General features: G+C 40.0%; 9 protein-coding genes. All 9 read left to right on the forward strand.

The window, feature by feature from the left end:
• The first annotated feature begins 295 nt into the window (after positions 1-295).
• The 9 genes from CL667_07865 (at position 296) to CL667_07905 (ending at position 14365) form a co-directional block, all read left to right on the forward strand.
• Positions 296-2488, forward strand: a complete 2193-nt coding sequence (locus tag CL667_07865) for a hypothetical protein (GenBank protein MAL17613.1) — start codon at positions 296-298, stop codon at positions 2486-2488.
• 138 nt (positions 2489-2626) lie between these two features.
• Positions 2627-4426 carry an oligoendopeptidase F gene (locus tag CL667_07870; GenBank protein MAL17614.1) on the forward strand — a complete coding sequence of 600 codons (1800 nt, stop codon included), beginning with the start codon at positions 2627-2629 and terminating at the stop codon, positions 4424-4426.
• A 168-nt stretch (positions 4427-4594) separates the two neighbouring features.
• On the forward strand, positions 4595-6058 hold the full coding sequence (locus CL667_07875) for a GAF domain-containing protein (protein MAL17615.1): 1464 nt from the start codon (positions 4595-4597) through the stop codon (positions 6056-6058).
• Positions 6058-7230: a phosphopentomutase gene (locus tag CL667_07880; GenBank protein ID MAL17616.1), complete on the forward strand. Its 1173-nt coding sequence runs from the start codon at positions 6058-6060 to the stop codon at positions 7228-7230. The genes CL667_07875 and CL667_07880 overlap by 1 nt, the downstream gene beginning before the upstream one ends.
• 179 nt (positions 7231-7409) lie before the next feature.
• Positions 7410-8264 (forward strand): RNA polymerase subunit sigma, encoded by an 855-nt coding sequence (locus tag CL667_07885; protein ID MAL17617.1) that lies wholly within the window; start codon positions 7410-7412, stop codon positions 8262-8264.
• A gap of 112 nt (positions 8265-8376) precedes the next feature.
• Positions 8377-11253, forward strand: a complete 2877-nt coding sequence (locus tag CL667_07890; protein ID MAL17618.1) for a hypothetical protein — start codon at positions 8377-8379, stop codon at positions 11251-11253.
• A gap of 11 nt (positions 11254-11264) precedes the next feature.
• The gene (locus CL667_07895) at positions 11265-11897 is read left to right on the forward strand and encodes a DNA-binding response regulator (GenBank protein ID MAL17619.1); all 633 of its coding nucleotides are present in this window, start codon (positions 11265-11267) and stop codon (positions 11895-11897) included.
• Positions 11898-11969: 72 nt separating this feature from the next.
• The gene (locus tag CL667_07900) at positions 11970-12806 is read left to right on the forward strand and encodes a hypothetical protein (protein ID MAL17620.1); all 837 of its coding nucleotides are present in this window, start codon (positions 11970-11972) and stop codon (positions 12804-12806) included.
• Positions 12807-12853: 47 nt separating this feature from the next.
• The gene (locus CL667_07905) at positions 12854-14365 is read left to right on the forward strand and encodes a hypothetical protein (GenBank protein ID MAL17621.1); all 1512 of its coding nucleotides are present in this window, start codon (positions 12854-12856) and stop codon (positions 14363-14365) included.
• Positions 14366-14422: the final 57 nt, after the last annotated feature.

The raw sequence follows: 14422 nt of genomic DNA on the forward strand, positions 1-14422 counted from the left end.
GATGCATACTCAATTTTTTCAATTAATGTATGCCTCTGTTAAATTCAATAACACTAAAATTAAGGATTACATTCTTAAAAAACGATATTTTATATGATTGCTATTTCAAAGACTTAGAGTAGTTGAATAGTAAATATTTGTTGAACCTTTAGTTTTCATCGAATGCATTAACTACATTAATAAAAGAATTTAAAGGGAAGGCGTTTTTATTATGAGCATAAGAGTTTATAGACTCGGAAGAATTCTTTCCTGCGCTGAAATTCATGTTGATAAATTTTAGACAGAAACTTCCAAGGTGCAGTTATTGAAAGGATTGAAAAAAAAGCTACTATCCGAAATCCCTTGCTGGTTAGCCAGTTCAAAGAATTCATACGTTTTAGTAACAGATGAAATAGGTGAAATTCTATTCGCTAACGACTATTACAGAGAGGAATTCCTCGCCCATTCCCAATCCCCTCCCGCCAATTTTACGGATATCCTTCACCCCTCAGATATTCCTGAAATGAAAAACGGAATGCTGGCTTGTACCAATAATGGAAGGAAAAGTCCCTACACCATCATAAATAAGAGTAGGGTAAGCAACTCGAATAACTACAAAAGCATTAAGTGGGAGTGCAGTATTTTTGACTCATCAAGTGAGGGCAAGCCTTTGCTGATACATTTAGGCCATGATGTGGTGATTATGGAAAATGAGTCAGAATATAAATCCAAGACAAGTAATTCATTAAATGAACTAATTGATGATCTCCAGATTGGAGTGGTAATACAGGATGTAAATTCGAATATACTACTGTCTAACCAGAAAGCTGAAGAGCTATTGGGGGTTAGTAAAAATGATTTACATGGACGGCCTGCAGATCATGAGGAGTGGGAAATCATCAAAGAGGATGAAACCGAATTCCCCACACAAGAATTACCAGTGGCACAAGCCATAGCTACCAAAAAATACGTCCATGACGTTATGATGGGAGTTTATAATCCAAAGAAGGAGGATTATTTATGGTTTTTGGTAGACTCGAATCCTCAATTAAATGAAGAGGGAGAAGTAGAGCGTGTTGTTACTACTTTTATTGATGTTAGTGATAGAATAAAAGCCGAGAACGCCATCAAGAAGCAACAACAACAGTTGCAGATAATGATGAATCACGCCCCGATGGTGATTTTTTTGAAAGACATTTCGGGCAAATATTTGTTCTTCAATAACCTTTATAAAAGTTTCTTAGGAAAAGATTTAAAGCCCGGTATTACCGATTATGACATTTTTGACAAAGACTTTGCCGATTGGTGTAAAAACAAAGACCGAGAGGTTATTGAAAATGACAAGATTATCAACTTTAAACACCGAATTGGTGAGCAGGTTTTTGATGAAACTAAATTTCCTATAAAAGACAGTAATGAGAACGTTTATGCTTTGGGTGGTTTTTCTCAGAATATCACCAAACAAAAGAAGGAAGAGGAGAGGCTTAAGCTGCTCGAAAAAGTAATCACGAGTACGGAAGATGCTGTCCTGATTACAAAGGTGGAGGGTACGGATATTTCTGAGTTTAAAATCATGTACGCAAATCAGGCTTTTTATAATCTTACAGGGTACAGTGAGGAAGAGGTAATGGGGAGAAACCCTCTTTTCCTTCAGGGTGAGAATACCGACAAACAGAAGTTGCTAAGGTTAAAGAAGGCACAAGAAAACCTAGAAGCCTGTGAACTTCAAATAATTAATTACAAGAAAGATAAAACAGAATTTTGGGTGAACCTAAGGCTGGTACCTGTTACAGACGAAGAAGGAAATTGTACCCACTGGATTTCAGTTCACCAAGATATAACTGAAAGGGTAAGGCAGGAAAAGGTTTTAAAAAAGGCGCTTTCGGAAAAAACGACCCTGCTCTCCGAAATCCATCACAGGGTAAAAAACAACTTGGCCATCGTTTCTGGTTTGCTAGAACTGCAGAGCATGGAGGTTGAAGACCCGATCAAAATTCCACTAAAGCGAAGTATAAACCGTATTCAGTCTATCGCGATGGTGCACGAGTTGATGTATCAAACGGAGCAATTATCTTCAGTGAACCTTAAGAACTATCTGGATAAACTGATCCCGGGTATTTACAGAACCATGCAGTCAGATAAAGAGATTAAAATTAATCAGAATGTGCAAAATTGTAAGGTAAACATAAATCAGGCCATACCGCTCGGTCTACTGATGAATGAACTACTGACCAATTCCTTTAAATATGCTTTTCAGGAAACTGATGTCGGACAAATTAACATTTCGATAGAGATCGAAGATGGGAAACTCGACTTTAGTTATAATGATAGCGGACCAGGTTTTAAGCATGATAATGATTTTAAGGATACAAACAGCCTTGGGCTAAGTCTTATTAATGCCCAACTCGAACAGCTTCACGCTGATTATCAGGTTAATACCGAAGGTCGCTTTGAACTTTCATTTAGCTTTTCCATTTCAAAAAGAGGACCACACTCTAACATTCGTTAAGAGTTCACTAAATTCTAATTGCTCCTGCGAATGAGAGCAATAGAAAATAAAGCCATTCAGAAGCTTTAATTCGCTTTCGTCAAGCCCTATATTCAAGTTCTGAAAATTCAGACTAAAGCAGATCAAAAAAATTAAGGAATGAGCGAAAATTCAGCTAAGAAAAAGACCGGCGCAGAAAATATTAATTGGGACTTATCCGATCTTTATTCATCAAACGAAGACCCTCAACTAGCCAAAGACAAAAAGAAAGTTTTAGAACAAGCTGAGGCTTTTGGTAACAAGTATCGAGGAAAAGTCTCTGAGTTGGATGCAGGTGCATTCAAGGGCATGCTGGATGAATACGAAGATATTTTAGATTTAGCCGGAAAGTTAGGCTCTTTCGCATATTTGCAATGGTCAACCGATACCACCAATACGAGTTATGGAAAGCTGGTTGCTGAGTCTAATGAGCTATCATCTGAAGTGAGTCAAAAACTGGTTTTCTTAGATGTAGAATGGCTTGAAATTCCGGATGAAGATGCTCATAAGCTGATCGAGAGTGAAGAACTTAGTAAGTATAAGCATTACCTGGAGAGTTCTCGACGGTACAAAGAACATGTGCTCGAGGAAAAGCAAGAGCAGATTTTGTCCGCGAAATCAGTTACGGGTAGAAGTGCGTGGGTTCGCTTTTTTGATGAAACGCTGGGCTCAGCCAAATTTGAACTCGATGGTGAAGAACTTAGTGAGCAAGAAGTACTTAGTAAGCTACATGAAAGCGACCGTGATTTAAGGATACGTGCACATGCTTCTCTTACTAATAAATTTAATGATCTTAGCCGCTCATTGACCTTTGTATTTAATACCCTCCTGGCTGACAAATCGACCAATGACAAGCTGCGTAAGTACGATAGCTGGATTGACTCCAGAAACCTCTCCAATCAAACCGATAAGGAAACGGTTAACGCTCTTGTTGATTCCGTGACTTCAAAGTATGATTTGGTTCAGCGGTACTACAAACTCAAGCAGCAGTTGCTCGGGCTCGACGAAATGAAGGATTATGATCGGTATGCCCCGATTATGAAAAATGAGGCAACGATAGATTGGACTTCGGCAAAAGAAATGGTGCTGGATTCTTACACCAATTTCCATCCACAGATGGGGAAAATTACCGAAGAGTTTTTTGAAAAAAGCTGGATTGATGCAGCCATTAAACCTGGCAAAAGAGGAGGTGCGTATTCGGCAGGTACAGTTCCGTCTGCTCACCCATATGTTTTTATGAATTTCGATGGAAAAATAAGGGATGTGCAAACACTGGCTCATGAACTTGGGCACGGTGTACATCAGTACTTATCGAGACAGCAAGGAGTTCTCCAATCTTCTACTCCGTTAACTACCGCTGAGACGGCATCTGTATTTGGTGAAATGCTGGTTTTCCAGAAGTTGATGAAAGAGCTGGATGATCCAAAAGAAAAACTAGCTCTTCTAATAGGCAAAATTGACGATACCATAGCTACCGTTTTTCGTCAGATTTCCATGAATCGTTTTGAGCATGCCATGCATACAGCTCGCAGAGAAGAAGGCGAATTGACAACCGAACGGTTTTCAGAACTTTGGATGGAACAGCAAAAAGCTCTTTATGGGGATTCAGTTTCACTCACCGATGAGTATGGAATTTGGTGGAGTTACATTCCTCATTTCTTGCACACCCCGGGTTATGTTTATGCGTATGCATTTGGGGAGTTACTGGTTCTGGCCCTCTATGAGGAATACACTCAAAGACCTGATGGATTCTCAGATCGCTATCTGGAATTATTGAGTGCTGGAGGTTCTGAATGGCCTCAAGACTTAGTGGCTAAAATGGGTCTGGATATTACTCAGCCTGATTTCTGGAACAAGGGACTGTCTTCTTTCGAACGAATGGTGGAAGAAGCAGAAGAAATGGCGAGAGTGATAAAGTGATATAGTGAGGTTGCCGGTTTATATCTTAAAGATCGTTAAATACAGAACCGGCAGTACAAACAGATTTGGGTGAAATATCACCATATCCAACACTCTATCACTTTATCACCAAATCACCTAAAAATTCCTTACAATTCAATTCGACTAACAGTTATTAAAACATAGCAAATGTCTTTAGATCGTCAAGAAAAAGCTCTTCGAGAGTACAAACAGATTCTGCAAGATCTGGTACACCTGCTGCGGACTTCAACAAAAGTTCAGCTATCCTATTTATGTTGGGTAAATAAATCCCGGCAGCAATTTGTCTGGGAAACCAACAGCACAGGTTTGCCCAATGTCATGTTCCAGGATCGTGTGGCTTTTGAAAACCACTTTCTCAATGAGTTTAAAGATACAGAAGAGATTGTACAGCTGGTTGTTGGAGAGGATATTCCAAAAGCTAAACTAATCCACTATTTTGACTTCGTTCAGGCTAAGCATATTCTCATAATCCCATTTATTAATAAGGGTGAGACCGTTGCGCTAACGGTTTTAGAAAGTGAGCAAGAAATTGATCAGGAAGAAATCCATGACCGGATTATGTCCTACAATAATGCCTTGGTAAGTGTTTTGGACACCTATCTTGAGGTTGTTGATTTACATGAACAGCAACAGGAATGGGATGATTACGAACAATCGCTTGCACAGATTGACTACCGGGCACATCGGGTTGAAATTCTTACCAAGATGATCAACGAAATGCAGAAGAATTTACCCAACGGTGGTGCAGTTTTACTGGCTCCGGGCATGGAATCCTGGAATGTAGTCTTACGATCCCGAAGTACTAATACAGCCCCTAAACTGGGTCTTCAGCTGGAAGAAAAGAGCGTTGCATATGAGGCTCTGGAAAAAGGTGAGCCCGTTTTTACGATGCACTTCAATAATAACCCGCGGCGCATCACCTCTCATGAAAAAAGAACGGAAGGTGCTACCTATGCTATCCCGGTTATGATTCATGATCGCCGGCAGGGTGTGGTAGTTTGTTATGATAATGATCCGCTTACTTTCAAAGAATCGACCAAGCATAAACTTTCAAATTTAGTTCGGATCGCAGCGCTAAGTATTCAATCATCCGTAAAAAAATCCGGAATGATAGAGGAATTATTGACTCAGAACTTTGGGGCATTTATGCCTGAGCTCTGGGAAGTGGCTCTTAATAATGAACTGTTTAAAGCCAAAAGTGGGAATCAGGAAAAGACCTGGTTAGTATTAATAGCCCCTGATGATGTATCCGGCCTGAGAACAAAATATCGTTTGGAAGACCTTCAGAAAATTCAAACCGATTTTGTCACAGTCTTGAATCCCACCCGATATGGTGTTCCCGGTTACGTAGGTTACAATTCCGATTATGTATATGCGGTTCTTATTCAAAGTGATGATGAAGAAGCCGTGGTTTTCTGGATGGAGAAAATGAAGTCAAAGCTAGAAGCTGGGATGAATCTTTCTATAGGCGGAACCCTGCGGGCTCAATTTAAAGCCGGGTATACTCAGCTTAATGATGAAAACGGGAATGCTTATCAGGTGATTGAAAAGGCTAAAAAAGCATTGTCTAAAGTGATGAATGATAATGAGGCAGAGTTGGTGGAAGGTTAATGGGTAACGCGTACATAATAGTTGTAGATGGATTAGGAGTAGGCGCTCAAGAAGACGCTGTTGAGTACGGCGACCAATCCATGAATACGTTAGGACATGTTTCTGAGCAAACCGGGGTTCAACTACCGAATCTTCAAAAAATGGGAATCGGGAATATCATTCCTTTACCATCTGTATCGGAAAATGAAAACCCGATAGCAGCATTTGGAAAACTAAGGGAAGTTTCTGCTGGGAAAGATTCAACCACCGGTCACTGGGAAATAGCCGGTATCCAACTTGATAAGCCTTTTCCAACCTATCCCAATGGATTTCCCCAATCTGTTATTGAAGATTTTTGTGAAGGAATTGGTGTTGAAAAAGCTCTTTGCAATAAACCGTACTCGGGAACCGATGTTATTCGTGATTACGGAGAAGAGCACCTCAAAACTGGTAACCCAATCGTTTATACTTCTGCCGATAGCGTATTTCAAGTAGCTTGTCATAACGATGTAGTTTCGGTTGAAAAGTTATACGAGTGGTGTGAATTTGCTCGAAATGAAATTTGTATTGGTGAGCATGAGGTAGGGCGTGTGATTGCACGTCCATTTACAGGTGAGCCGGGAAATTTTGAACGCATCTCAGACAAACGGCATGACTATTCATCCATCCCCCCAGAGAATAATCTGGTTCAAAAGTTGTATGATTCAGGCATCAAAACATACTCAATTGGTAAAGTTGCTGATTTGTTTGCCGGGAACGGATTTACTCAATATCGCCCAACCAAAAGTAATGCAGAGGGAATTTCGCAGCTTCTGAGTTTGATGTCAGCCCAAATGAATAACTGCTTTGTGTTTATGAACTTGATTGATACCGATCAATTATTTGGGCATCGCTTAGATCCCGAAGGCTATGCGGGAAGTCTGGAAGAATTTGACAGGGCTATTCCTGCCATCGTTTCAAAAATCAGGGAAGAGGATTTGCTGATTATCACCGGAGACCACGGTAATGACCCTTGTTCTGAAAGCACCGATCACTCCAGAGAATTTGTGCCACTGCTGGTTTTTCCGAAAGGGAAGGCTGCGTCTGTGAATCTAGAGACAGGGGAAACGTTTTCAAATATAGCCAACAGTGTCGCTGATTTCTTTGGATTAGAAGATGCATTTCCGGGAAGATCCTTTTTAGCAGATGATTAAAGCTTCATAATACACTTATCGTGTTTAAAATTGATTGAAGAATTACGTATATTATTCAATTGTAAAATTCATTAAGACGCAGACGCAATATTTAAGCTTTTCACGCGTGATTTAAAAAGCTTATACACATATCATCTGCGCAACTAGCGTACGCAAACATTCATTAAACGGTATATAAAGTGGCAAAAAGTTCTGGAATCTCTACTCGTGAGTCAGAGTCATTAGATCGTTATCTGCACGAAATTGGAAAAGAGAAACTTATTACACCGGATGATGAAGTCCGGCTGGCCAAAGAAATTCAAAAGGGGAGCCAAAGAGCTCTCGAAGATTTAACCAAAGCTAACCTACGTTTCGTAGTTTCGGTAGCTAAGCAATATCAAAATCAGGGACTTTCCCTCGGCGATTTGATTAACGAGGGTAACCTTGGATTGATCAAAGCTGCAAAACGTTTTGATGAGACTCGTGGTTTCAAATTCATCTCATACGCAGTATGGTGGATTCGTCAGTCTATTTTACAGGCTCTTGCAGAACAGTCTCGTATAGTTCGCCTTCCGTTAAATCGTGTTGGTGCACTGAACAAAATTGGTAAAGAACTCTCAAAACTAGAGCAGGAGTATGAGCGTGTTCCTTCTGCCCATGAGCTTGCTGAAAGTTTAGAAATGACCGTTGGTGAAGTTGCTGATACCTTAAAGATTTCGGGACGACACCTTTCAATGGATGCGCCATTTGCGCAGGGTGAAGACAACCGACTCTTAGACGTTCTTGAAAACGAAGAGATTCCAAATCCTGATTTCGACTTGATGGGCGAATCCCTCAAAGTAGAAATTGAAAGAGCGCTTTCGAAGTTGACAACCCGTGAAGCTGAGGTAATCAGATTGTACTTTGGGATTGGACGTGAGCACTCACTTACGCTCGAAGAAATTGGAGAACGGTTTGATCTAACCCGTGAGCGTGTTCGACAGATTAAAGAAAAAGCGCTCAGAAAACTGAGACATCATAACCGAAGTGCTGCTTTAAGAGCATATCTTGGTTAATCTAATTATCGTGAGAAAAAAAGCCCCTCATGCTTTTCAGCAGGTGGGGCTTTTTTTATGTCAATGAATTTCAATCCTACTAATCTCCCTATCTTTCCGTTACATTTGAGTTATGAAAGCAGCAATTACCTTATTACTCACTTTTCTATGTTTGGCTCAAAGTGTTGATGCACAGCGCTATCCATTTAGGACCTTTTCTATTGAACAAGGATTAAGTGAGTCGGTAGTCAACGATTTAGCTCAGGATGATGAGGGTTACATATGGTTAGCTACCGGTTACGGACTTAATAGATTTGATGGGATCAGGTTTCAAAACTTCTTTGAAGAGCAAGGTTTGAATAGCAGCCGCATTCGTTCTTTACATAAGGATACCAAAGGCAAGATCTGGATTGGATCAGAAGCAGGAGTTAACTATTGGCAAGCTGACAGTATTGCCACTATTCCCGCGCTTTCTTCTTTGTTAAATATGACGGTGATCAGCATCCATGAAGATCGATTGGGGAACATGTGGTTTGGTACAGATGGCAATGGTGTCTGGCAATACGCAGAAGGGCAATTGGTTACCCAGTATTCCACATCAAATGGCCTTATTGATAACCGAGTGCGTGCTATAGCTGAAAGGCAAAATGGAGAAATTTGGTTTGCCACTCGTGAAGGAATTACGGTTCTAAGAGATGGAAATTTCATTAATTATGATGAAGAAAACGGCCTTCCAAACCAAAGAATACGGGATATCCAGGTTGATGCTGAAAATACGGTCTGGATTGGAAGCAGAGCGGGACTCATAAAATACACTGATGGTGAGTTTACTTTACTAGATGATGACGATGGTCTGGTAAACAATCTTGTTCAAACAATCACTATCACAGAAGACAACAATATTTGGATTGGAACGGAAGAGGGTGCGAGTTTTTTTGATGGTTCAACATTTCAGAATTATGGAGTAGCCTCGGGTCTTTCTACAGAAATTATTTATTCTTCTATCCAAGATTTGGAAGGTAATATTTGGCTGGGGTCATATGGTGGTGGGGTGAATTTATTCATTGGGAGCTACTTTGCAAACTACAGCACAGAGCAAGGTTTGCCAAACAATCTGGTTACATCTTTTGCAGAGGATGCGAATGGAGATTTCTGGATTGCAACATATGGAGGGGGGATTTCCTCACTAAAAAACGGTGAATTTAATGATCACGGGATGAATGCCAATCTCCCAGACAACCTAATGTATACCCTGTTTACTGATTCTAAAGAGCGCATGTGGATCGGAATGGGTGAAGGCTTAGCTTATATCCAAAATGAACAGGTTAGAGTTTTTTCAGAAAGGGAATTCCCATATACCAAAGTCAGAAGTATAATGGAGGCTTCGGACGGGACATTTTGGATAAGCACTTATGATGATGGAATTATTCGGTATGACGGAACAGAATTCGATCAGATCACAACCGAAAATGGCTTAGCTAATAACCGGGTGTTGGACTCGGTAGAAGGAAGAGATGGCTCAATCTGGATAGCTACTTATGGAGGAATTACCCGATATCGCCAAGGTGAATTCCAGAGTTTTGCCATTCAGGAAGGCCTTCCCAATAATGCAGTAATGAACTTACTAGAAGATGATGACGGCATAGTCTGGGCCTCAACTTTTGGAGGAATAGCTTGGTTTGATGGGTTAAGGTTTCAGAGCATAACCATAGATGATGGACTACCTGACAGGGTTTGTTACTTCATTTACCAGAATAAGAATGGGTTGTACTGGATCGGTACTACAGATGGAGTAGTTCGTTTTGATAAGGAAGAATATTTCAGTGCCGAATTGGAAGATAGAAATCAGGCATTTCAGGTATTAAATAAAGAACAGGGATTAATTTCAGATGAACTCAACCTTGGTGCAGTGTACGAAGACGAGGAGGGTCGTTTATGGTTTGGTACTGTTGAGGGATTAAGCCGCTTTTCTCCCAGCGAATATAAAGGCAATCAGGTACCTCCAAAAGTACATTTAGTCGGGGTGAATGTGTCTGGAAGGGAGTTACAACCTAATGAGCGGTTTATACTTTCTTACAAAGAGAACAATATTGAATTTCAGTATGCTGGAATCAACTTTACGGCACCGAATCAAATTTTATATGAATATCGGTTGAATGGAATTGATCAGGGCTGGCAACAGACTAGCTCCCGATCTGTTAAATATCCTTCATTACCGCCGGGTGATTATACGTTTCAGGTGCATGCCAGAAATATTAATGGTGCTTGGAGCCCTGATATTGAAAAAGTGAAATTTACGATTACAGCTCCATTCTGGATGCAATGGTGGTTCTGGATTCTGATGTTTGCGATCGTAGTAGGTATCATCTTCCTTTTCTATAATTATTACAGGGCTCGTAAAATGATTGATATAGAAAGAATGCGTGTACGCATTGCCAGTGATTTGCATGACGATGTAGGAGCAAGTTTAACTGAAATTGCCCTGCAATCTGACTTTCTTCAGGCAGGAGATGCTGATTCTGAGTTCAAGAAATCGCTTGAACAAATTGGTAAACAATGCCGAAAAATTGTATCCAGCCTTGATGATATTGTCTGGTCGATTGATGCCCGAAATGATACCCTGGGAGACCTGACGGATCGAATGCAGGACTATATCCTCCACACGCTGGAGTCGAAAGACATGCAGGTCCGGTATAACTTCGACAATCTAAACATGGACAATCAGCTTCCTGTTTCAGTTAAGGAAAATGTATATTTGATCTTTAAAGAAGCGGTAAACAACATTGCGAAGTACTCTGATGGTGACCGGGTAGAAATCAGTATGAAAAATCAGAATGGTTATTTCGAATTTTTAATTACTGATAACGGTACTACCGGAAGAGGAACTAAGAAAACCGGACACGGATTACGTAACATGGATATGCGAGCGAAAAGAATTGGAGCAGACATTACTATTGATACAGAAAACGGGTTTGCAATAAAGGTTGAGGGGAAATTAAAAACTAACTAAGGACTGTAATTATGGCTGTCATAGGAATTGTTGAAGACAACAAAAAAATACGGGATTTAATACAACGTTATCTGGACATGCAGAAAGAAATGGATTGTCCGGTTGCGGTTGACTCCGTTGAGGAAATGCTGGATCACCTTGAGGAGCACCAAAAGCCTGATGTGATTCTTATGGACATTCAACTCCCTGGAATGTCTGGCATTAAGGGAATGGAGATTATAAAGTCGAAATATCCTGAAGTGGAAATCATTATGCTTACCGTTTATCATGATTCACACAAGATTTTTGATTCGCTCAAAGCAGGCGCTTCCGGTTATTTATTGAAACATACTTCACTCCCTGAAATTAAGGAGTCGATAGAAAACCTCATGAAAGGCGGAGCACCAATGTCACCACAAATTGCCCGCAAGGTGATTTCTCATTTCAATGAAGAAGCTCCTAAGAAAAATGAGGACAGCATGCTAACCAATCGCGAGCAAGATATTGTAAATGGATTGGTTGATGGACTCAGCTATAAACTAATTGCGGACCGTTTTGATATTTCCATAGATACGGTTAGAGCACATATTCGAAACATTTATAAGAAGCTTCATGTTAATTCTAAGGCAGAAGTAATTGCGAAGTCACTCCGTGGAGAGATTTAATTAGCATGATCATGTTAGTTTAAGTAATTAAATATTCAGTATTTTAGACTTGAACGAGTAATTTATATAGTCATGAAGTCATTCAACATTGATATCTTATTAATTACAGTAGTATCAGTATTCATATCTGGATGCTATACTCAGTTAAAGACATCAGCAAAGTATGAGCAGCAGTACGAGAATGAATATGTAGTTTTAAAAAAGGCGGGCATTTTCTACAAAGACTATAACAAGGAGATGTGGTATAAAGAACGCTTTTTAAATAAAGTAAACTGGGAAGGGATAGATTCTACAGAAAGCTATTCTGCTAATTCTAAGACATTAAACAGTACTACTCGTAACCCTGAATACGTTTCGGCTTTCCCGGGATGGTATTCAAATCCCCATCGTTATCATCGGCACTATATTTGGGGGGAAGGTTTTGGAATGGCGTTCGGCCCTCTATATTGGGGTTATAGGTTAGATGCCGGGAGAGCTTATGCAAACAGCCATTCAGGACATTGGTACTATAATCCTGCAGGATTTTGGAGTTATTATTATTACCCGTATTCAAGTAATTTTTATGGGCCGTATTACTATGACAGCTACTGGGGTACAACCGGTGGTTGGGGCATAAACACTACAGCTGTAGCGGTGTATAATGATCATACAAGAGCTAAAAACTACGCTGAAAACTCTAAAAAATACCGTTTAGGTCCCAGAAACAGTGGTTTGATCTATGATCAAAGCTCAAGAACACGATCTACTAGTTCTTCTGTAAGTAGAGCAAGAACTGTCACGAGGAGTAATTCAAGCGGCACAAGGGTGAGAAGCACGGGAAGATCATCTGGAAGCACAACTCGTTCAACAGGCCGTTCACGATCATCAGGTGATGGTAACTCAAGCTCAAGGTCGAGAGGCGGAAACTAGCTTACCTGCTTTTTTTCTAAAGTCATCAAAATCGCTACACACCTTCTATGAAGAGAAATGTCTATATCCTGATTTTGTGCCTGGTTCCGATTTTTGAAGGTTATGCACAACAGGAGCTGGAACCTGAAAGATTTTCCAATTTTTCCCTTCAACTTACCTCACCCAACGTTAATGCTGACCCTGGTTCCATGATGCCATCGGTAGCCAAGGCGTATGGTTTTGGCAGCTATATAGATAATCCTGCTTCCATGGCAACGATTGAGAACAGTGAATTTATGTTTAGCTTTTTCAGGGATACTGATTCAGCAAATAGCAGTTATCTCGGCACCAAAAATAAGACTGATTGGCAAAATGATAAACTTGGAAGCATAGGGGTAGCCTATAGTGTACCGGCAATCACAGGGAGCTTAGTGATTGGAGTCGGATATAACCGGGTAATTTCTAATGCAAACACATATCGTATTTCGGGGCGAAATAATAACAGCACCATCACCGATTCATTTCTTGATGCAGACAATAAATACTTTGACTTAGCCTTTGATACCTATGCAATAGACTGGGGAGATGTAGAGCAAACTTATCTTGAATCTATTTTCCGTATTGGCTTTGAACCGGGCTCTTTTCCTGGAATTAATCAGGAAGCAGAAATACGATCTCAGACATATGCAGGAGAATACACCGCTTTTTTAGCTACTGAATTTAGAAAAGATTTGTTTGTTGGGTTCTCAATAAGCTTTCTTCAGGGGGAGTCTCAACACCGGGAAAATTTTTTGGAAACAGATAACCAGAACGATTATGATGGCGACTTTATAGAAGGAAGTGACATTGACAATATTCTGGTCAATGACAGAATCGATACAAAGATATTAGCATGGAAATTCAGAACCGGACTCGTTTATAAGATAAGGCCTGGACTAAATGCAGGAATCAGTTATCAATTCCCATTTACAATTCATTTGTCAGAAAGAAAAAGGTATTTCATCCAAACATCTCTTGATGATAATTCAGAACCTTTTTTCTCTGAAATACAAAGCGATGGAAATATCAGATACCGTATTAACAAACCGGGTATTTTAAAAGCCGGATTGGCCTATGAAGTAAATCAATTTGCAGTATCGCTTTCAGCTGAGTACACAAATTATCGGAACATGAAGTACAACTTATTAGCTGATAGAGATGACAGAGCCCCTTTCCTTGACATTTGGAGAGATAAACAATCAGTTACCAACAACCTTTTGAAAGAAAATTATGATGATGTACTTGATATACATGCTGGCACAGAGGTACACATCACCAATAAAACAACCTTGAGGGCAGGGTATGCTTTTCTTCCGGAGAGGAATGTTCGGGAACCTGGAAATGTCAATCAGCTTTCTGCCGGTATCTCTCACATGATTTTGAGTAATTTGAGATTTGATATTAATGGACAATATTACCAAAAACAGAAAAAGAGAACTCTTTATGAATACACAGATTTTGAAAATGAAGCTCAAACTTCTGCCTTTAATTCAAGAGTTAAAAACGTTAGGGTAATTGCAGCTCTTAAACTTCTTTTTTGATTATCTTATGTCAAGCTCATTAACATTAACATGTGATATAATGTGAGAGAGTATAGA

This window comes from Balneola sp. (genome assembly GCA_002694685.1).
GTDB lineage: Bacteria > Bacteroidota > Rhodothermia > Balneolales > Balneolaceae > Gracilimonas.

Coding starts and splice junctions, on each gene's coding strand:
- CL667_07870 (MAL17614.1), top strand. CDS start 2,627: ATGAGCGAAAATTCAGCTAAGAAAAAGACCGGCGCAGAAAATATTAAT.
- CL667_07875 (MAL17615.1), top strand. CDS start 4,595: ATGTCTTTAGATCGTCAAGAAAAAGCTCTTCGAGAGTACAAACAGATT.
- CL667_07880 (MAL17616.1), top strand. CDS start 6,058: ATGGGTAACGCGTACATAATAGTTGTAGATGGATTAGGAGTAGGCGCT.
- CL667_07890 (MAL17618.1), top strand. CDS start 8,377: ATGAAAGCAGCAATTACCTTATTACTCACTTTTCTATGTTTGGCTCAA.
- CL667_07895 (MAL17619.1), top strand. CDS start 11,265: ATGGCTGTCATAGGAATTGTTGAAGACAACAAAAAAATACGGGATTTA.
- CL667_07900 (MAL17620.1), top strand. CDS start 11,970: ATGAAGTCATTCAACATTGATATCTTATTAATTACAGTAGTATCAGTA.
- CL667_07905 (MAL17621.1), top strand. CDS start 12,854: ATGAAGAGAAATGTCTATATCCTGATTTTGTGCCTGGTTCCGATTTTT.